Consider the following 20,960-nt stretch of genomic DNA (forward strand, 5'->3'; position numbering starts at 1 on the left):
TTGAAAACGGGGTGCAATATCGGAAATTAATCCCAATCTCCATACTCTGCAGAGTTCTTTGATGTCTCGTGCAAGGTAATATGCAATAATTGTCCCTTTTTAAGACTCGGTTTTAGGATATCATAAATAACTTTTACGAAGTACTCCGTTGTCGGGAGCAGATTTTTAAACTCCGGACAATCCTCGTTCAGATTCTTATGATCAAAGCGTTCCTCTACCTCATCTTTTATCAATGCCCCAAGTTCTGCAAGGTCCATCACAAAACCGGTATCCGGGTCAACCTCTCCCTTTATCCGTACCTCAAGGTCAAAGTTATGACCGTGAAAACTAGGACTGTTGCACTTTCCGAACACTTCAATGTTCTTTTCCTTGCTCCATTTTGGGTTATGAAGCCTGTGTGCGGCATTAAAATGTGCTTTTCTACAAATCGTGGCAATCATGCTGCAAAGTTAAGTTCTTTTTCTGCAATCATATTTTATTGATTCAAAAAAATATGCAAAAGGGTCTTGAACCTTTCGATTTCAAATTGAAATTCAAACTTGTTCTTGTTAACTTTATGCAATAGGTCAAAAGCCTTCAAAATAACATACAAAATAAAAAATACTACACTATGAAAATTACCTTTTTAGGACATGCTTGTTTCCTGATTGAGATGAACGGAAAACACATTTTGTTCGACCCGTTTATCACCGGCAACGAAATGGCATCCGATGTTAACATTGACGACCTTAATGTTGATTACATTTTTCTGACCCATGGTCATCAAGATCATGTTCTGGATGTAGAGGCCATAGCCAAGAACAATCCAGACGCTTTATTGGTTTCTAATTTTGAAGTGGTAAGCTGGTTTGGAAACAAGGGTATTGACGGACACGGGATGAACCACGGTGGAAAATATACCTTTGATTTTGGAACGGCCAAATACGTAACTGCCATTCATTCCAGTATGCTGCCCGATGGGAGCAATGGAGGAAATCCGGGAGGGTTTGTTCTATGGGATGAATCGAAATGTATTTATATTGCAGGAGATACCGCGCTGACCAAGGACATGGAACTGATTCCCATGACCTGCCCTAAACTTGATATGGCTATTTTACCCATTGGCGACAATTTTACTATGGGCTATGAAGATGCTACCATCGCAAGCGATTTTATCGAATGCAACACTGTAATCGGTTGCCATTACGATACTTTTCCGCCTATAAAATTGGACAAAACCAAAGCCGTTCAATATTTTGAGAAGAAAGGAAAGAAATTGATTCTGCCTGGTATTGGAGAATCCATTAACGTATAGAAACAAAAAAGCCCCCGAAAATTCGGGGGCTTTTTTTTGAGAACTTAAAACAGGACAACACTTTAATACTGCTCTTCTCTAATTAACAACACCCCTTAATTTAACTATCAACCCATCGCAAAAGCACCGTAGCTACCATGATGGGTCAAGCTAATGGACAGGTGCTCTTTTCCATTGTACAGTGTAGGAATATTGATTTCGTTCTTTTCCAGCTGATATACTCCACCTACATCATCGAGCAATCTTTTTTTTAGCTCTTCACTTTGAACCTTCTGATCGGAAGTATTGAATTTTAAGATTTTAGAGCTCAACTCTTGTTTAGTGAGCCTTGCTTCAGAAATCACAAATTCTGGAGTCAACCTGGTTTCAACATGACATTGAAAACGCTTAAATTTTACAATGGCTGAATTTTCATCCAAAGAACATTCAAATGCCCTGGGATCATAAAAACGGGAAGGATAGATTTGAACGTAAAGTTTGTAGGAAGCCTCTTTTATGCTCCATAACCGCCATACCATCAGAAACGGGTCTTTGGCCTTTTTGATGTAGTTCTGCTCCAATTCCGTGAAAAGCTTATCCAAAAACCTTGGCCGTTGCCAATTTGAAGCATTCTTAGCTTCCATCAGGTCAACGATGTCATTGCCGACCATTATTTTTCAAGTTTTGAAGTAACAATCTCCATGGCAGACTTTACGTCCAGCATTTGCTCCATATCCTCATTCTCCAATCGAATATCAAACTCATCTTCAATATCCAGTATGATATCCACAAGATTTGCCGAATTTATCTTTAGGTCCTTTACAAAATCCGTGTCCTCGGATAAATTTTGGAAAGCCTCTTCATCTTGGACATAAGGTGCTATAATTGGTTTCAATTTGGTAATCAGTTTTTCCTTTGTCATGTTTTTTTAGGGTAAGTTACGCTATAAATCGCTTAAATAAAACACAGGCATTGACATCACCAAATCCAAAACTGGCTTTGGCAACAACCTGAATATTACAATCCATAGCCTGTTGTGGTACGCTTGAAACATCGATCAGTTCCTTTATATCAACATGTAAATCTTCACAATTTAAATTGGGTGCCACAAATTGCTCCTTAAGTTGAATGATGCTGGCAACGCATTCAATTGATCCCGCAGCGGCCAGACAATGGCCAACCAATGACTTTGTGGAATTTATCAAAGGGAAATCCTTGTGTCCCCTCCCTAAAGCCTTGGTCCAATTTTCAATTTCCAGCGCATCTTTGGAGGTTGCCGTAAGGTGGCCATTAATGGCATCTATCTCACTTGAACTTATTTTTGAATTCTTCAAGGCGTTTTTGATACATCGTTGGACCGCGTCAGGATTTGGCGCGGTCAAGGAGCCTCCTTGACGTTGCCCACCAGAATTGATTTCACCCCCCAAAACCTCTGCATAAATGGTTGCTCCACGTTCCTTTGCAGATTCTAAAGATTCCAAAACAAGGGCACCTGCACCACTGCCTGGCACAAAACCAGATGCCGTGGCACTCATGGGCCGCGACCCCTTTTCTGGATCATCATTGTGTTTGTAGGTCATAACGCGCATAGCATCAAAACCTCCCCAAACATACGGCCCATCGTCGCTACAACTGCCCACCAACATGCGCTTGGCCTTTCCACTCTTAATACGGTCATATCCCATTAAAACCGCTTCGGTGCCCGTTGTGCAGGCCGATGAATTGGTGGTGACTTGATTTCCCAATCCGAGCATCCCGCCCAAATAAGCACTGATGCCACTGGCCATTGTCTGGAGAACAACAGTACTTCCCAAACGCCTTACATCTCCATCATCAAGTTTGTAAATGGCTTCCCTGAATTTTTCAACACCTGATGTCCCTGTTCCAAAAATGAGTCCTGTATCGTAATCCAAATCGCTATTTGAGTTCATTTGGAATCCTGCGTCTTTCCAAGCATCAATCCCGGCTATGCATCCGTACATTATCCCAGAACTGTTGAATCCTCTTAATTGCAAATCCGTAAAATATTCAGATTTCAATTCCTCGGTGATGTGTGGGACGCCTCCAATTTGGCACGAAAAGTTGAGTTCTTTTAATTTTTGATGAAATGAGATTCCCGAGATTCTGCTTTTAAGGGCCTTAGTGAACTGGGGAACCCCAACACCGTTCGGTGCAACCACTCCCATCCCTGTAATAACTACTCTATTGTTCATTTATCGAAAATCTGTTATGCATAAACAAACTACAATTTAAGTGTTTACTCCAAATACAATTAAAATCCCTTCTGTCAGTCTGAGCCTGTCGAAGACTTTGGCTTTAATTCCAATCTTCTTTCTATGAAACACCTCGACAAGTTCAGTGCGACCTATTGTTTTCATTCATATAATCACACGAAGGCTAATCTTCTTTAATTTTGTTTCCGTGTTCTTTATAATTCTTTGAGAACTCAACCAAATCAGTCCAATTTTCCTCAATCAATGCTTTCTTCTTTCTGCGAGACCAACCTTTGATTTGTTTTTCAATCTGAATGGCTTCTGATGGATTTGTACATTGCAATCGCCATTTCAGTTCCACGGGCAATCTTGAACTAGTATAATTGAACTTTTTATGTCCTGAGTTATGCTGAGTCAGTCTGCGTTCCAAATCATTGGTCATGCCCGTGTAATAAGAATCGTCTGAACAAAGCAATATGTATACGTAATAAAACTTCATCTCAATATTGTGCACTTCGACAAGCTCAGTGTGACAACAGAATTTTTAATGGCATATTTTCAACATTCCTGAAATTAAACCTCTTGCCACTAGTTCACCTTCTTCGTTGAGCATTTTCACCTTACATTTTAATTTATTGAATCGGAACACCTCTTTTTCTGAATGTACATTGACTTTTTGACCTGGAAAGACAGGCAAATAAAAATCCATCTGATGTGAGGTCAGGGCAATCTGTGGTTTTTGACCATCCTTCAACTCATCTTTCATTAGATAAATCCCCAAGCACACCAATCCGATCTGCGCCATACATTCGGTGAGGATAACACCTGGGGTTACTGGATTGTTTTTAAAATGTCCATCATAAAAGGATTCATCCTCCCCAAATGTATAATGGCCTATGATGACATTTTCAGTCACCGTGGTGATATCGTCCACAAACAAAAAAGGCCTCTGGTAAGGCAACAACGCTATGATTTCGGATGCTTTCATTTTATATCAAGTGTTCCCCTCCATCTACGGGAATTACCGTTCCCGTTATCCAAGAAGCCTCGTCCTTGGACAACAAATAGACTACGTTTGCGACATCCTCTGGAGTGGTCAAACGTTTGTTGGGGTTACGTTTTAATGTATGTTCAATAATTTTTTCGCTGCCTGGAATCATTCGTAATGATGATGTATCCGTAACACCTGCCTGAATACAATTCGCCTTGATTCCATAGGGTGCCAGCTCAAATGCCATATTTCTGGTAATGGCTTCCAACGTTGCTTTGGCCGCCGAAACTGCCGCATACCCATGCCATGCTTTGGAGTTTCCCTCACTGGTAAAACTTAATATCCTGGCATCTTCTGCGAACAATTTTGCTTCAAAAATGGATTTGGCCCAGTCGTACAAACTAATGCCCATGGCTTCTATCGTCAAAGCGAAATCATCATGCCCCAGTTCTGTTTTTTGGTCGGAAACCATAGGTTTTAGGTTCCCTTTGGCCACACTATGGACCATGGTTCGGATTTTCTGATTCTCTCCTAAAATGGATTTCAATTCCTGAACTATGGCTTCTCGCTTCTGCTCCTTAAAAGCATCACTGTTAAAGGCCCTAAATTGAACACCTTCTTGTTCTATTGCCTTAAATTCTTTTGAAATGGCTTCTTCCTGCATTCGAGGGTTACGGTGTACAATACAAATATGCATGCCATGATTGGCCAATTTTTTAGCTGTGGCCAAACCTAGACCACTGCTACCGCCAAGTATCAAGGCCCAGTAATTTGTAGCTGTAAATTCCTTCTTCATAGTTATTAAAATTGAAATGCTCTGACAGGCTCAGCATCACAAAAAATTACTTTGTTACCACTCCAATAGTATTCTCTGTGCAGAAAAACCAGGTCCAAAACTTAGCATAACGCCCTTATCGCCCTTCGGCAACTTTTTGTCCATAAAGCGTTCCATAACATACAATACCGTGGCGCTGCTCATATTGCCGTAAAGCCTTAAAACTTCCTTGGTATCGTTGATGTTCTTTCCCAAATCCCCAAATAATTCATCCACTGTTTGGAGGATTTTCTTTCCTCCAGGATGAAAAATCAAATGGTCAATATCCTCTATGGTCAAGCCATTTTTCTCCAAAAAGGGATGGATAATATCTGGGAAGTGATCCGCAATGGTCTGCGGCACCGATTGGTCCAACACCATTTCCAACCCCGTATTCCTTAATTTGAATCCCATCATGTGCTCGGCATCATAAAAATGGTACATGGCTTCATCCTTGATTTCAGGACCAACCTCATCTTCGTGGGACGATAAGATCACACTGGCGCAACCATCCCCAAAAATGGCCGCACTTACGATGTTGGCCATCGAATAATCGTCCAGTTGAAAGGTTGCAGTAGGCGACTCAACGGCAATCACAGCGGCCCGCTTGTTGGGATTGGCCTTTAAAAAGTTCTTCGCATACAAAATACCAGAAATTCCTGCCGCGCATCCCATTTCGGTCACGGGCAACCGAACAATATCCTGTTTCAACTTTAAGCGATTGATCAAATAGGCATCCAAGGACGGAATCATGATGCCCGTGCAGCTCACGGTGATGATATAATCCAAGTCGGTGGGCACCAAATGTGCCTTATCCAAAGCTTTCAGCAAACTTTTTTCGGCCAGTTTGATGGCTTCCCTCGTGTAAATTTCATTTTTTTCTTCGAACGAAGTTTTCAAGAAAACCTCGTCGGCATCCATAATGGAATACCGTTTGTCCACAGCGGCATTCTCGAAAATCTTCAGGACCTTTCGCTTAAACCGTTCCTCTTGTCCTTGGAGCCAGAGTTCCACAAAAGGTAAAATATCCTTGGTTTCCCTGGTATATTTTGGAAGTTGCTTTGCAACCGATATTATTCTTACTGCCATATTAATTTCCTGCATGGGCAGGAATCTTTTTTGTTTCCTATTTTGAGACGCTTCGACAAGCTCAGCGCGACAATTCTCTTTTAAATCAACTCCGTATGAGCCATTGGTAGCGGAATGCCCATTTCCAACGAATTTGAGATTCAAGGTTCAGTTGTTTTGAAATATTTTCCAGTTCCTTTCGCTTAAATGCCCTTAAAATAGAGGTCAACCCATCTTGTACTATCATACGGTTGGAAATCACCAGACCCAATAATTTAAATAATCCGTAAGCCGTTCTATTTCGATGCAAATCATTGATAACAATGCCCAACCTTGCTTTTGAGACCAAGGTTTGCAATAGCGAATCAATCTCGTCTTGGTTTAGATGATGCAGAAACAGGGTCGAAAGCACTATGTCATAATTCAAGGTTTGGAATTCCTCGGAAAAAACATCCAGGTTCTTAAATGATAGTTCTTCATAATCTTTTGAAAGTTCGACCGCATAGTCGATGGCATCCTGGTTGGCATCGATACCAATCAAGTTGAAGGTGTACTTGTGTTTTCTGCCGTAAGCTGCAACCAGTCTCAAGATATCGCCATGACCACAGCCTAAATCGATAATGGTATAGGTTTGGTCCTTGGGCCGCCCTTCCAACAAATGACGTAGACCATCCAAAGTGATGGAATTTCCCCCTAACCACTTATTGATTGTCCCCAGTTTTTCCAAGCTGTCACGGAGCAACTCCCCTTTCATGGAGAAATCATCCATGAGCTCGGTGGAACTGCTTCGGCATGTAGTATCTACAAATAAACTCATTCAACTTTCATGGGTTTCCCATGCGTCATTCTAATTATCAATGGAACCAAAAAGGGCGCACTTCTTAAAACTACAAGTAATTTTGGTGCCAACCAATCTTGTCTGAATAAATAAGCAATGGCATGGCCTGTTTTTAACCTCAGACCGAAGGCTTTCTTCCACGCTTTGGAATACCGTTGTTCCAATTCCGTTCTTGTATTTATTTTCTTTTGGAGATAGTCGACAATAAGCCCTGATGCCAATTGCGCACTTTTTATGGCCATCGCCATTCCGTTCCCGCACAGCGGATGAATCATTCCTGCCGAATCACCGCACATGACCATATGATTTTCAACAGGGTTTTTGGTCGAAAAGGAAATCTGACTGATGGTCAAAGGATCGTCAAATTCAATCTTAGCATTTTGAAAAATCCCCTTTAGAGCATGATTTTTGAACATGACCTCATTTTGAAAAGCATCAATGTCCTTGTAACGCTTAAATGATTTATAGTTGGTGATGTAGCACAGGTTGATATGACCGTTCTCCACTTTGGACACACCACAATACCCCCCTTTAAAATTGTGAAGGGCCACTTTGTTTTCTGGAAAACTGCCCGACACATGAACCTTTACACCCAAGTAGGGTGATTTTTCCGCAATGAACGGTCGCTGGAGCTTCAGATCTAAATTGGACCGTTTCCCAAAGGCACCGATGACAATTTTTGAAGCAAAGCTTTGATTTGATTTGGTTTGAACCTGAAAAGAATCATCCGCAAATACCACATCGACCACACTATCCTGAACAACGGAAGCCCCTTGTCCCAAGGCCAATTGGTAGAGCTGGAAGTCCATTTCATATCGGCTCATTCCAAATCCGCCGAGCGGTAGTTCGGCTGTAATGGTTTTGTTGTTATGCGTGGTCAGTTCAAAATTTGTGATGCGCGTGGCACCATATTCAAAAGGGTCGAATCCCAATTGTTTTAGATAGGGCAAGACTTCGTTCGATACATATTCGCCACAGACCTTGTGTTTGGGGTAATCGTTTTTTTCAATAACCAGCACCTTAAAATTATGGTTTGCCAAATGTATGGCGCTAGTTAATCCCGCCAGTCCACCTCCAATAATGATTATATCGACTTGTTGGCTTGTCATTTGGAGTTTTAAAAAGGATGTGGCACATCAATTAGTTGAATATCTTAAATGTAAGTATTTTCAATTAATCGATTGTTGCTTAAGTCAATGTTTAGCCTTAAGCTGGAATTTGAAAAGTTTATAAAACAAAAAAGCCTTCGAGAAATCGAAGGCTTTCCTTTGGTGGGCGCTGAGGGATTCGAACCCCCGACCCCCTCGGTGTAAACGAGGTGCTCTGAACCAACTGAGCTAAGCGCCCATTCAATTTCTTAAATGGGAGTGCAAATATAATACTGTTTTTGATTTAAAAAACAAAAAAGCAAAAAAAATTACACCACTTCGGCAACAACAAATGTGCTGCCACCTACATAAATCATATCATTGCTTTTGGCATGTTTTAGCGCCTCACTCAAACCTGCTCGCACGGACTTACATACTTTTCCTGTCAACCCTTGCTCCACGGCCAATTCCTGTAATTGCACCTCATCCATACCCCTCGGAATGGAAGGTCTTACAAAGTAATAATGGGCATCTTTCGGAAATAGTGGCAATACCGCCTTCACATCCTTATCCTTGACAAATCCAAGCACCATATGCAGCGTATCAAAAGATTGTTTTTCCACCTGTTCGATGACCAATTGTAATCCCTCCTTGTTATGTGCCGTATCGCATACCACCAATGGCTCATGTTGTAAAATTTGCCATCTGCCCAAAAGTCCCGTGTTTTTCACCACATTTTTAAGTCCATTGGAAATTGCTTCTTCGGGGACATCAAAATTTTTCAGTTGATGAATCGTGGCCAATACCCCATTGATATTCTTTTTTTGATAGTCCCCCAACAGATCCGTTTGATAGCCCGATATTGGATTTTCATCAGCAAATACAATTTTCGATTTAAGCTGGTGGGCAATCAATTTGAAAATCATTTGAGTCTCGTCCTGGGTCTCACTGATTACAACGGGCACCCTAGCCTTGATAATGCCCGCTTTTTCCAAAGCAATTTTTTCCAAGGTATCTCCCAAAAACTGGGTATGGTCCATTCCAATATTGGTGATAAGGGACACTTCGGGGGTGATGATGTTGGTAGAGTCCAAACGTCCGCCCAAACCCACCTCAATAACGGCTATATCAACTTCTTCCTCTGCAAAATAACTAAAGGCCATCCCTACCGTCATTTCAAAAAAAGAAAGTTTATGGTAATCCAAAAATGCCTTGTGACCTTCTATAAAATCTATCACAAAATCCTTCCCGACAACCTTTCCGTTGATTTTGATACGCTCTCTAAAATCCTTCAAATGGGGAGAAGTGTAGAGCCCAACCTTGTATCCAGCTTCTTGAAGAATGGAGGCCAACATGTGGCTACTGGAACCTTTGCCGTTGGTTCCGGCCACATGGATACTTTTAAATTTTTTCTCAGGATTGTCCAGCACATTGCAAAATTGGATGATATTGTCCAGTTTCGCATTCAGCGCAGCGGCACCTTTCTGCTGGTACATCGGAAGCTGTCCGAACATCCAGTCCAACGTTTCTTTATAGGTCACTATTGGCCCAATTTAAAGTTGACCACTACAAAACCTATTTGCTGGGCGGGAGCATTGGAATCCGAATTCCATTGATGAAGCATTGCGGTTTTACGTGCAGGTTCCAGAAGACATGGCGCGTTGTTGGTGGTTCCTTTTACACCCGGCTCAGCCTTTACAACTTTGCCGGACCTGTCAACAGTAATCCTGACCACCACTCTGCCCTCTTCATTACATTCCTGCTGTACCTTTCCTTTGTTGGCCAATGATCTGCCGCTAAGGCCATAACCGCCAGTACCGCTTCCAGGGGCACCGTAGTACGATGTTGCATAAGGGTCGCCATCAGGCTGACCTTTGTCTCCGGCCCTGTTATCGTCACCTTCACTGCCCGTAGTAGTACCATCGGATTTACCGATACCGCCAATAAGAGCATCCACACTCTTTTTCTTGGCTTCCTGTTCCTGTCGTTTCCGCTCTTCGGCCTCCCGTTTTTCCTGGGCAATTCGCTCTGCCTCAGCCTTTGCCTTTTTGGCCTCTTCTTCAGCTTTGCGCTTGGCTTCTTGTTGTTGTTTTAATTTTATGGTCTCCTCATCGTTGCTTGTCAAAACCTCTTCGACCGGAGCTTCTTCAACAACGGTTTCTTGGGGTTCCGCAGGCTCGACCACCTCTTGCGGTTCTGGCAGGCTTTCTACCTCCCTAGGTTCGGAACGCACAGGTTCTCTGGGTTGAACTTCGCCGCTTCCATATTCCATGGTACCAAAATTGACCGCAATTCCGTTTTCAATCGGAGGGTCGAGATAGGTCAGCCCTATATAAAAAAGCAATAGGAGGAGTGCGCTTAACAAAAGTGTTGTAAGCGTAAAGGATTTTTTCTTGTGTCTCGTATCTAAAAAGGACATTATTTTGGCCGCACTGCCAAGATAACCTTGTAACTGTTCCTATTGGCAATGTCCATCACGTTGACCGCTTCTTTAATGGCTACGTTTTCTTCTGCCCTGAGGATGATTGTCGGCTTTTCTTGACCTTCAAGTGCCTTTTTTAATTCAATTTCAATGTATTCTTTGTTAATCTGCTCATTGTTCACAAAATATTGTAGGTCCTTGTTAATGGTTACCGAAACATTTTGAGTATTGGTAGATTTGCCTTTTGCCTTGGGCAAGAGTAAATCCAGAGCGTTCGGAGCGTTGGAAGTCAGCATAAAAAACACCAATAACAAGAACACAATGTCCGTCATTGATGACATGCTGAATTCTGGGCTTATCTTATTTCTTCCCTTTAGTTTCATGGCCAAAGGATTAAATAGGTTCGTTCAATAGGTCCAAAAACTCTACCGCATTGGCCTCCATTTGATGTACAACCTTATCGGTCCGGTTCACTAAGTGATTATATCCGATGTAAGCGATAATACCTACTACCAGCCCTGCGACCGTTGTGGTCATAGCTGTGTATATACCGGATGCCAAGGACCCCATTTCGGCCTGTCCTCCACTACTTGCCATTTCGTGGAAAGCTAAAATCATCCCTATGACCGTTCCCAAGAAACCGATCATGGGCGCTGCTCCGGCAACTGTGGCCAAAACACTAACGTTCTTTTCTAATTTGTAAACCTCCAAGGTACCGGCGTTCTCAATGGCCGTGTTAATATCGTCCAAAGGTTTGCCTATTCTGGCCACCCCTTTTTCCGTAAGTCTGGCCACGGGAGAATCCGTTTGTGCACATAGTAGTTTTGCCGCCTCCAGTTTACCGTTCATGACATGGTCACGAATCTGGTTCATAAAGTTCTTGTCAATCTTGGACGCTGCCTTAATGGCAAAAATGCGTTCAAAATAAATGTACATGGCTACAAAAAGAAGGATAAAAAGCACTAAAATAATGATAACGCTTCCTGTTCCCCCATTTACAATAAGGTCGATTACGGACAAGGTCTTTTCCTCGGAAATAGAGGCTGCTGTTTCAGCACCTTCCGTTGCTTCTTGAAAAATATTCATATAAAATCCCCAATTTAAGTTGCAATTATAACGGAGATTTTTGAACTAAAGTATTTTTCTAGAACAAATTTCGCATCACCATGAAACAAATGGCTCCAGCTACAAAGCCAATAAGGGCCAACCATGATATTTTTTTAAGATACCAGAAGAAATCTATTTTCTCCATACCCATGGCAACTACACCAGCCGCTGACCCAATGATCAGCATACTTCCACCAGTACCGGCAGAGTACGCTATAAAATGCCAAAGCTGATCGTTAATTGGTTCGGAGAACATCCCCAAACTGGCCGCTACCAATGGTACGTTATCGATTACCGCCGATCCAACGCCGAGCAACAATATCACCAAATCGGAAACTTGAGTGCCGGCCATTTCGGTTCCCATCAATGGCATTCCCTGTTTTAGGCCTTCTGCAAAATTGAACAGCATTCCCAAAGATTCCAGAGCGGCAACCGCCATCAAAATCCCCAAAAAGAAAAGAATACTGGGCAATTCGATTTTTGTGAGCGCCTTATGCACTGGACTGTGGTGGGAGTGCTCATCGCTTTCTTGATTTACGGAAGATATAGCGATTTTCTTGTTGCTATATATTTCTGCAAAGGTCGCCACTACGGCCAACGAAAGCATCATCCCCACATAAGGTGGCAAGTGTGTTATGGTCTTAAAAATTGGCACGAATATGATGGCACCCAGACCTAGGTAAAGCATGTTTGCGCCAAATTTAGATTTTGGCGGTTCTTCTTCTTCCTGATCTATTTCCCCTTTGAAAGCAGGCAAAAAGGAAGCAATAAAAGAAGGAATGACCATACAGAACAATGAAGGTAAAAGCAAATGCTCAATAAGGTTGGACGTGGTCACTTTATCACCTATCCACAACATGGTAGTGGTAACATCACCAATTGGCGACCAAGCTCCACCCGCATTGGCTGCAATAATAATAAGACCTGCATACCATAGCCGAACGTCCCTGTCCTTTACAATTTTTTGTAGTATGGAAATCAATACGATCGTTGCCGTTAGGTTGTCTATAATAGCTGAAAGTATAAATGCCAAAAAAGAAAATATCCAAAGGATTTTTTTCTTGCTCCTAGTTTTTACAAATGACTTTATGGTGGCAAAACCGTCAAAATAGTCAATGATTTCCACAATGGTCATCGCACCTAAAAGGAAAACCAATATTTCAGCAGTCTTTCCTAAATGATGCAACAAGGTCTCTTCCAGCAGCTCCATTTTTGCCTCATGTCCGAAAGATCCAAAATTTTCCAACAGATTGTGCTCGCCCGAGTCGAACCAATTGGTAAAGCCATCCACTCCAAAAGACATAATGGCCCACATAATGGCCATCATGGCCAAGGCCGGTATAAGCTTATCTATTTTTAGGTTATGCTCAAGGGTAATTGCCAAATATCCAATTACAAAAATGACAACTAATAGGGTCTCCATGTTAAGTTTGGTTTAATTAAGGAATAATATTATTTTGAGTAGTTAACTATGCGGCTAAAGATATTCAAAATGAATTTTTCCGCATAATCTTATCGGTATAAAATGTTTGAAACGGAAAATATAAAATTCAATATTCTTTAAATTCATTCAATCATTCGCATTTATTTGGTCCGATAAGTGATATTTTAACATTCTAAAGCTATATTTGCAGGTAGTTTTTAAATATTATTCAGTTTTATGGATTTTACACTTTCCGAAGAGCAGTTAATGATACAACAAGCGGCCAAAGATTTTGCCCAAAACGAACTTTTGCCCGGAGTTATAGAGAGGGATGAAGCCCAAAATTTCCCTAATGAGCTCGTTAAAAAAATGGGCGACTTGGGATTTATGGGGATGATGGTCAATGAAAAGTATGGCGGTAGCGGCCTTGGCACACTATCTTATGTATTGGCTATGGAAGAACTCTCCAAAATTGATGCATCGGCCTCCGTGATGGTGTCGGTAAACAACTCTTTGGTCTGCTGGGGGCTGGAAACCTATGGAACAGAGGAGCAAAAACAAAAATACCTCACCCGCCTGTCCACGGGCGAAATTATAGGCGCCTTCTGCCTTTCCGAGCCAGAGGCCGGCAGCGATGCCACATCACAAAAAACCACTGCCATCGACAAGGGCGACCATTATTTGCTGAACGGGACCAAAAACTGGATTACCAATGGAAACAAGGCCGAAGTTTATTTGGTGATTGCCCAAACCGATGCCGATAAAGGCCATAAAGGAATAAATGCATTGATCGTGGAGAAAAGTATGGACGGTTTCGATATAGGCCCCAAAGAAAATAAATTGGGCATTCGTGGAAGCGACACCCATTCCTTAATGTTCAACGACGTCAAGGTTCCGAAGGAAAATCGTATTGGAGAAGATGGTTTTGGGTTCAAGTTCGCCATGAAAACCCTGGCCGGGGGAAGAATCGGAATCGCCGCCCAAGCTCTCGGTATTGCCTCTGGTGCCTACGAAATGGCCCTAGCGTACTCCAAACAACGAAAGGCATTCGGTACCGAAATATCCAACCACCAGGCCATTGCCTTTAAATTGGCGGACATGCACACCAAAATACAGGCAGCCCGCCACTTGGTCTATCAAGCGGCCTGCGACAAGGATACTGGTAAAGATTATACCCTTTCTGGCGCCATGGCCAAATTATATGCGTCCGAAGTAGCGATGGAAACCACGGTCGAGGCCGTACAGATCCATGGTGGAAATGGGTACGTAAAAGATTACCATGTTGAACGCTTGATGAGGGATGCCAAGATTACCCAGATTTATGAGGGCACCTCAGAAATTCAGAAAATTGTTATCTCGAGGAGCATCCTCAATGACTAAATAACAAACTACCCCTCCGAAAAAGAGGGGTTCTTTTTTATAAAACCGTGTTTATTGACCTTACTCCCTATTTTTAGCCAAGCATCCACAACAAAACTGCACTTAAGAACAGCCAATACTCTTTGCTACCGAGGGAAACGGTGTTTTTAAGCTCATGATTTGAGATAATGATAATTTAACATTCCATATATTCCCAAAATGCATTTTTTTTAACCCTTCAAACATTACGTTGATTATTTATCTGAATATCAGCAAAAACCTTATAATCTATTCATCAATTTTGATATTTTTGAGGAAATACGTTAATGATGGGATTGAAGAAACAAGGTTTATACTTACCAGAATTTGAGCACGATAACTGTGGTGCAGGCTTCATTTGTAGCCTCAAGGGAATCAAGTCCAACGACATTATTCACAAAGCTCTCGAAATTCTTGACAAATTGGAACACCGAGGTGCTGTAAGTTCCGATGGGAAAACAGGTGATGGAGCCGGTATATTGATTGATATCCCCCACAACTTTTTTGTGGATGCCTGCCCTTTTGATCTGCCCGAAGCCGGGGAATATGCAGTTGGAAATGTATTTCTGCCCCAAAAACAGAACCAACGGGATTTCTGCATCAAAGTCCTTGAAGAAAATATAGCAAAACAAGGTCTGCAACTATTGGGATGGAGAGATGTTCCCGTGAACCGTTCCGTACCAGGACGAATTGCCGCGGAAACGGAGCCCTATGTAATGCAGGTCTTTATAGCAAAAGGAGAATCATTGGATGATTTTCAGTTCAACCTCAAACTATTTATAGCACGTAAAATAACCGAGCATACCGTAATAGAGAGCAAACTATCCGAAAGTGAATTTTTCTACCTTCCCAGCCTTTCCACCAAGATCATCATCTTTAAGGGGCTTTTGGTGCCAAAAGATATCAGCAGGTATTACGAAGATCTTTTGGACCCTAGGGTAGTGACCCGTTTGGCCCTTGTTCACCAGAGATTTTCCACAAACACATTCCCCAACTGGGATTTGGCCCAACCTTTTAGGTATATGTGCCACAACGGGGAAATAAATACGCTCCGAGGGAATGTTTCCCGCATGCGCTCGCGCGAGGAACTTATGGAAAGTGATTGGTTCGGCGAGGATATTAAAAAAATACTTCCAATCGTGCTGCCAGCCAAATCGGATTCGGCCAGCATGGATATGGTAGTGGAGTTATTGTTGATGACGGGCCGCTCATTGCCAGAAGTAATGATGATGCTGGTACCGGAAGCATGGGAGAAAAACCCTGACATGTCCGAAGCTAAAAGAGCATTTTACGAATACAATTCATGTCTTATGGAACCGTGGGACGGGCCCGCTTCCATTCCATTTACCGACGGAAACTATATTGGGGCGGTACTGGATAGAAACGGACTGCGTCCATCCAGATATTCCGTGACCAAAAAAGGATATGTAATCATGTCTTCGGAAACAGGCGTTGTAGATCTGGAACCGGAGGATATTGAATTCCACGGAAGATTGGAACCCGGCAAAATGTTCTTGGTGAACATGGAAGAAGGCAGGATTGTGAACGATGAAGAAATCAAAGAACGTATTGCAAAAAAACATCCGTACCAAGAATGGTTAAAGAAAAATTTGGTACATCTTAGGGACATTCCCTATAATGATTGCCCAGTTTTCTTTGGCGAATTTCCGTTACAGACGCGAAGAACTGCCTTTGGATACACGCAAGAGGACATTAATACCATAATTATGCCGATGGCGGAAAATGGCAAAGAACCTATCGGTTCCATGGGGTCCGATACACCAATTGCCGTACTTTCCGAGCGTCCACAATTAATATACAACTACTTTAAGCAGCTTTTTGCACAGGTAACCAATCCACCACTGGATGGTATTCGCGAAGAATTGATTACGGATATTAGCTTGACTTTAGGAAGCGACCATAATATTTTTGATTTTTCTGAACTGCACTGCCGCAAATTGAAAATTCAAAATCCGGTGATTTCCAAAGAAGATCTGGACAAGATAAAGAACTACGACGCCAGTCCAGATTACAAAGTTGTATCCATATCCATGTTGTACGAAATCAACAAAGGGCACAACGGACTGGAAGAAGGCTTGGATGCCATTCTTCAAAAAGCGTCGAGCGCCATTGACGAAGGAGCCAACATCATTATTTTATCGGATAGGATGGTGAGTGCCGAAATGGCCCCGATTCCAGCATTGTTGGCATGTTCCTACGTAAACAGTGGCCTAAGAAAACTCGGCAAGCGTTCAAAATTGAGCATCATCATAGAATCTGCCGAACCAAGGGAAGTTCACCACTTTGCACTGTTGTTCGGGTTTGGTGCAAGTGCCATCAACCCTTATTTGGTAAACGAGATAATCGGGGAACAAATCGAAGAGAACAACATTACCGAATACACCTTTGAGGAAGCCGTTAAAAACTATAACAAAGCGATAGGAAAAGGTATTCTCAAAGTAATGAACAAAATCGGGATATCCACCCTTAACTCCTACCGGGGGTCTCAACTTTTCGAATGTATCGGAATTAACACCACAGTTGTAAACAAATACTTCCCCAACACACCCACCCGTATTCAAGGAATCGGGCTGTACGAAATTGAAAAAGAAGTGACCAAACGTCACAAAAAAGCTTTCCTTTCCAAGGAAATAGCAGCCAATCTCGAAATCGAGGTAGGCGGTGAGTACCGATGGAGAAGAAATGGCGAAAAGCACATGTTCAATCCATTAAGTGTAGCCATGCTTCAAAAATCGGTGCGCAATAACGAGCCGGAAACCTATAAAGAGTATTCCAAATTGGTCAATGAGCAATCCAAGCACCTAATGACCATCCGCGGACTGTTCGAATTTTCGAACTATGATCCCATTCCTATTGAAGAAGTAGAACCTTGGACAGAAATTGTAAAAAGGTTCAAAACAGGGGCCATGTCCTACGGAAGTATCAGCAAGGAAGCCCACGAGAACCTTGCGATTGCCATGAACCGAATTGGAGGAAAGAGCAACTCGGGTGAAGGTGGAGAGGATTCGGCTCGTTTTTATAGAAGTCAGACCGGGGACTGGAAGAACAGTGCCATAAAACAGGTAGCTTCAGGTAGGTTCGGGGTAACATCCAACTATCTTACGAACGCCCAAGAAATACAGATTAAGATGGCACAGGGTGCAAAACCCGGTGAAGGCGGACAATTACCAGGGCCAAAAGTGAACCCTGCCATTGCCAAGACAAGGAACTCAACTCCATATGTAGGACTGATTTCCCCTCCTCCCCATCACGATATTTACTCTATCGAGGATCTATCACAATTGATATATGACCTCAAATCCGCCAACAGGGAAGCAAGAGTGAACGTGAAATTGGTTTCCGAAGTTGGTGTAGGAACCGTGGCCGCTGGTGTTGCCAAGGCAAAAGCGGATGTTATATTAATATCAGGATTTGATGGTGGAACCGGAGCTTCACCTTTGACCTCTTTAAAACACGCAGGTCTCCCATGGGAACTTGGGATCGCGGAAGCCCAACAGACTTTGGTGCTCAACGATTTAAGGAACCGTGTGGTACTGGAATGTGACGGTCAATTGAAAACCGGTAGGGATGTTGCCATTGCATGTCTCTTGGGTGCTGAGGAATTTGGATTTGCGACCGCTCCATTGGTTGCGTCGGGATGTATCATGATGCGTGTCTGCCATCTGAACACCTGTCCGGTGGGAATCGCCACCCAAAATCCGGAACTTCGTAAAAAGTTCGAAGGCAAACCGGAACACGTGGTCAACTACATGTATTTTGTGGCCCAAGAGCTTCGTGAAATCATGGCCAAATTAGGATTTAGGACTTTGAATGAGATGGTGGGACAGGTCCAGAAGTTAGATCGTAAAAAAGCCATTGAGCATTACAAGGCAGCAGGAATAGACCTTACACCTATTTTATATCAAGTTGACGTCCCCGAAGGAACCAAATTCTACAATACCGAGAAGCAGGTTCATGAAATAAGTAAATCCATCGAATTTGAGATTATCAACAAGGCCCACCCCGCCCTTTTCCGAAAAGAAAAGACCATTCTGGATTTCCCGATTCATAATACGGATAGAGCCGTGGGGGCCATCATAAGCAACGAAATCTCCAAAATTTATGGAGCCGATGGGCTTCCGGAAAACACGCTTAGGCTAAACTTCACAGGTTCAGCAGGTCAAAGTTTCGGAGCTTTTGCAACGAAGGGACTTACCATGGTTGTCAACGGAAACACCAATGATTATCTTGGAAAAGGATTATCAGGAGCCAAGTTGGTGATCAAAGTGCCGTTCAAATCAACCATAAAACCAGAGGAGAACATTATCACAGGTAATGTTACCCTTTACGGTGCAACCTCGGGCGAAGCTTACATCAACGGTAAAGCAGGCGAACGTTTCTGTGTCCGGAATTCTGGTGCCAAGGCGGTGGTCGAGGGAATCGGGGACCACGGGTGCGAGTACATGACTGGTGGCGTGGCCGTAATTCTTGGCAATGTCGGTAGAAATTTTGGTGCAGGTATGAGCGGTGGAATCGCTTATGTCTACGACAAGGACAATACATTTAAGAGAAAATGTAATGGAGATCACCTGAACCTTCTCCCCGTGGATGAGGACAGCGATATTCAACAATTGAAAGACTTGATCGAGAACCATTACAATGCGACCTTGAGTCCGTTGGCGCAAAGCATTCTTGAAAATTGGGAAAAATGTCTTCCTCAGTTCATAAAAGTCTTCCCGGAAGAATACCGCCAAGCTCTTATTAGACTAGAAGAAGAAAAATTGCAAACCTTATAATTTGAGACATGGGAAAGATTACAGGATTTATGGAGTTTGACAGAAAGGACGAAGCATACGCCCCTGTCAAAGAACGCATCAAAAACTATAAGGAGTTTACAAAACCCCTGAAAGAGGGAGAATTAAAAAATCAAGGTGCACGTTGTATGGACTGCGGAATCCCTTTTTGCCATAGTGGCTGCCCACTTGGTAATTTGATTCCGGATTTTAACGATGCCGTTTATAAAGGAAAATGGCAGAAAGCCGCAGAGATATTGCATTCCACCAATAATTTTCCGGAGTTTACGGGCAGGTTATGCCCTGCACCTTGTGAGGAAGCATGTGTTCTTGGAATCAATGAAGATCCCGTTTCCATTGAAAACATTGAAAAAAACATTGTAGAAACTGCCTTTAAAAACGGATGGGTCCAGCCGGAAATACCCACCATGAGAACCGATAAAAAAGTGGCGGTCGTTGGCTCCGGACCGGCAGGTTTGGCCGCAGCACAGCAACTTAACCGTGCCGGGCACAACGTCACCGTTTTTGAAAGGGATGAAAAGCCCGGAGGCCTCCTAAGATATGGCATACCTGATTTTAAAATGGAAAAAAACATTATTGACAGGAGACTGGAAGTAATGGAAAAAGAAGGTATCGAATTTAGAACAGGAGTCCATGTTGGTGTTGATATTACGGCAGCAGAACTCCAAAAGGAATTTGATTCCATCGTACTTTGTGGAGGTGCTACCGTTAGAAGAAACTTGCCTGTTCCAGGCGCCGATGCAAAAGGCGTGGTGCAGGCCATGGATTTTTTGCCCCAAAATAATAGAAAGGTGGATGGCCTACCGTACCAAGGAGATGAAATTTCGGCCAAAGGCAAAAAAGTAATCGTAATCGGGGGAGGCGATACTGGCTCTGATTGTATCGGAACATCCATAAGACAAGGGGCCATCTCGGTCACCAATTTTGAAATTATGCCCAAAGGAACGCCAGATAGGCCTGAGGGGCAGCCATGGCCCTTTTGGCCCATGCGACTGCGCACCAGTTCTTCCCATAAAGAAGGGGCCGAACGCATGTTCAGTATTTCGACCAAAAGGTTCAATACCGATAAAGATGGTAATTTGACCGGCTTGGTAACTACAGAGGTTGAATGGGTCACACAGCCCGGACAGCGCCCTATGTTGAAGGAAGTGGAAGGGACGGAAAAGGAATGGGAATGTGATTTGGTGCTTTTGGCCCTTGGCTTCACTGGTTCGGAAACCACGGTTGCCGACCAATTAAATCTGGAGATGGATGCCAGGACCAATATCAAGGCATCTGTGGATAATTACAAAACCAACGTTCCTGGTGTTTTTGCTGCCGGTGACCAAAGGAGAGGCCAATCGTTGATCGTATGGGCCATTTCCGAGGGGAGACAAGCTGCCCATTACGTGGACAAATATCTTATGGGAAAATCCGATTTGCCCTTAAAAGGGGAAGGTGACCTTCCAAGAGTATAGTTTAGCACATAAATCTCAACTAAACTTTCTGGCTCTCCAAGCTTCGGTTTGGGG

General features: G+C 42.9%; 19 protein-coding genes and 1 tRNA gene. 4 read left to right on the forward strand and 16 right to left on the reverse strand.

Annotated elements, in window-relative coordinates; translation table 11 throughout:
- Nucleotides 1-26 precede the first annotated feature (26 nt).
- Nucleotides 27-440, reverse strand: coding sequence for a 6-carboxytetrahydropterin synthase (locus SD449_RS16210; protein WP_207035126.1), 414 nt, complete (start codon nucleotides 438-440; stop codon nucleotides 27-29).
- A 170-nt stretch (nucleotides 441-610) separates the two neighbouring features.
- Here SD449_RS16210 and SD449_RS16215 point away from each other — a divergent pair, with 170 nt between their 5' ends.
- A complete protein-coding gene (locus tag SD449_RS16215) occupies nucleotides 611-1,294 on the forward strand; it encodes a metal-dependent hydrolase (RefSeq protein ID WP_318312072.1) in 684 nt (227 codons plus the stop codon).
- 107 nt (nucleotides 1,295-1,401) lie between these two features.
- Here SD449_RS16215 and SD449_RS16220 read toward each other — a convergent pair whose 3' ends face one another.
- From SD449_RS16220 to nhaD, 15 genes are all read right to left on the reverse strand, one after another.
- Nucleotides 1,402-1,944 (reverse strand): 4'-phosphopantetheinyl transferase family protein, encoded by a 543-nt coding sequence (locus SD449_RS16220; protein ID WP_318312074.1) that lies wholly within the window; start codon nucleotides 1,942-1,944, stop codon nucleotides 1,402-1,404.
- A complete protein-coding gene (locus SD449_RS16225; protein WP_318312076.1) occupies nucleotides 1,944-2,195 on the reverse strand; it encodes an acyl carrier protein in 252 nt (83 codons plus the stop codon). Before SD449_RS16225 ends, SD449_RS16220 begins: the two co-directional genes overlap by 1 nt.
- A 16-nt stretch (nucleotides 2,196-2,211) precedes the next feature.
- Nucleotides 2,212-3,486, reverse strand: coding sequence for a beta-ketoacyl-[acyl-carrier-protein] synthase family protein (locus tag SD449_RS16230; RefSeq protein WP_318312078.1), 1,275 nt, complete (start codon nucleotides 3,484-3,486; stop codon nucleotides 2,212-2,214).
- A 184-nt stretch (nucleotides 3,487-3,670) separates the two neighbouring features.
- Entirely contained in the window at nucleotides 3,671-3,985 is a 315-nt protein-coding gene (locus SD449_RS16235; protein WP_318312079.1) for a GIY-YIG nuclease family protein, read from the reverse strand.
- A 45-nt stretch (nucleotides 3,986-4,030) separates the two neighbouring features.
- On the reverse strand, nucleotides 4,031-4,474 hold the full coding sequence (locus SD449_RS16240) for a 3-hydroxyacyl-ACP dehydratase FabZ family protein (protein WP_318312081.1): 444 nt from the start codon (nucleotides 4,472-4,474) through the stop codon (nucleotides 4,031-4,033).
- A 1-nt stretch (nucleotide 4,475) separates the two neighbouring features.
- A complete protein-coding gene (locus tag SD449_RS16245) occupies nucleotides 4,476-5,273 on the reverse strand; it encodes an enoyl-ACP reductase FabI (RefSeq protein WP_318312082.1) in 798 nt (265 codons plus the stop codon).
- A 54-nt stretch (nucleotides 5,274-5,327) separates the two neighbouring features.
- Nucleotides 5,328-6,380 (reverse strand): type III polyketide synthase, encoded by a 1,053-nt coding sequence (locus tag SD449_RS16250; RefSeq protein ID WP_318312084.1) that lies wholly within the window; start codon nucleotides 6,378-6,380, stop codon nucleotides 5,328-5,330.
- Between the two features lie 85 nt (nucleotides 6,381-6,465).
- Nucleotides 6,466-7,176, reverse strand: a complete 711-nt coding sequence (locus tag SD449_RS16255) for a methyltransferase domain-containing protein (protein ID WP_318312085.1) — start codon at nucleotides 7,174-7,176, stop codon at nucleotides 6,466-6,468.
- On the reverse strand, nucleotides 7,173-8,306 hold the full coding sequence (locus tag SD449_RS16260; RefSeq protein ID WP_318312087.1) for an NAD(P)/FAD-dependent oxidoreductase: 1,134 nt from the start codon (nucleotides 8,304-8,306) through the stop codon (nucleotides 7,173-7,175). The genes SD449_RS16255 and SD449_RS16260 overlap by 4 nt, the downstream gene beginning before the upstream one ends.
- Nucleotides 8,307-8,466: 160 nt before the next feature.
- Nucleotides 8,467-8,544, reverse strand: a tRNA-Val gene (locus SD449_RS16265).
- Nucleotides 8,545-8,614: 70 nt separating this feature from the next.
- On the reverse strand, nucleotides 8,615-9,826 hold the full coding sequence (locus tag SD449_RS16270; RefSeq protein WP_318312089.1) for a bifunctional folylpolyglutamate synthase/dihydrofolate synthase: 1,212 nt from the start codon (nucleotides 9,824-9,826) through the stop codon (nucleotides 8,615-8,617).
- Nucleotides 9,826-10,704 carry an energy transducer TonB gene (locus SD449_RS16275; RefSeq protein WP_318312090.1) on the reverse strand — a complete coding sequence of 293 codons (879 nt, stop codon included), beginning with the start codon at nucleotides 10,702-10,704 and terminating at the stop codon, nucleotides 9,826-9,828. Before SD449_RS16275 ends, SD449_RS16270 begins: the two co-directional genes overlap by 1 nt.
- Nucleotides 10,704-11,090 carry an ExbD/TolR family protein gene (locus SD449_RS16280; protein WP_127140660.1) on the reverse strand — a complete coding sequence of 129 codons (387 nt, stop codon included), beginning with the start codon at nucleotides 11,088-11,090 and terminating at the stop codon, nucleotides 10,704-10,706. Before SD449_RS16280 ends, SD449_RS16275 begins: the two co-directional genes overlap by 1 nt.
- A 10-nt stretch (nucleotides 11,091-11,100) precedes the next feature.
- Nucleotides 11,101-11,793 (reverse strand): MotA/TolQ/ExbB proton channel family protein, encoded by a 693-nt coding sequence (locus SD449_RS16285; RefSeq protein WP_318312091.1) that lies wholly within the window; start codon nucleotides 11,791-11,793, stop codon nucleotides 11,101-11,103.
- 58 nt (nucleotides 11,794-11,851) lie between these two features.
- On the reverse strand, nucleotides 11,852-13,237 hold the full coding sequence (gene nhaD, locus SD449_RS16290) for a sodium:proton antiporter NhaD (protein ID WP_318312093.1): 1,386 nt from the start codon (nucleotides 13,235-13,237) through the stop codon (nucleotides 11,852-11,854).
- 237 nt (nucleotides 13,238-13,474) lie between these two features.
- On the opposite strand from nhaD, the gene SD449_RS16295 reads away from it, so the two are divergent.
- The 3 genes from SD449_RS16295 to SD449_RS16305 all read left to right on the forward strand — a co-directional run bounded on the left by SD449_RS16295 (nucleotide 13,475) and on the right by SD449_RS16305 (nucleotide 20,906).
- Nucleotides 13,475-14,617, forward strand: coding sequence for an acyl-CoA dehydrogenase (locus SD449_RS16295; RefSeq protein ID WP_318312095.1), 1,143 nt, complete (start codon nucleotides 13,475-13,477; stop codon nucleotides 14,615-14,617).
- Nucleotides 14,618-14,925: 308 nt separating this feature from the next.
- The gene (gltB, locus tag SD449_RS16300; RefSeq protein ID WP_318312113.1) at nucleotides 14,926-19,431 is read left to right on the forward strand and encodes a glutamate synthase large subunit; all 4,506 of its coding nucleotides are present in this window, start codon (nucleotides 14,926-14,928) and stop codon (nucleotides 19,429-19,431) included.
- 8 nt (nucleotides 19,432-19,439) lie between these two features.
- The gene (locus SD449_RS16305; RefSeq protein ID WP_318312096.1) at nucleotides 19,440-20,906 is read left to right on the forward strand and encodes a glutamate synthase subunit beta; all 1,467 of its coding nucleotides are present in this window, start codon (nucleotides 19,440-19,442) and stop codon (nucleotides 20,904-20,906) included.
- Nucleotides 20,907-20,960 lie beyond the last annotated feature (54 nt).

The sequence above is a fragment of the Flagellimonas crocea genome, assembly GCF_033441595.1.
Classification (GTDB): Bacteria; Bacteroidota; Bacteroidia; order Flavobacteriales; family Flavobacteriaceae; genus Flagellimonas; species Flagellimonas crocea.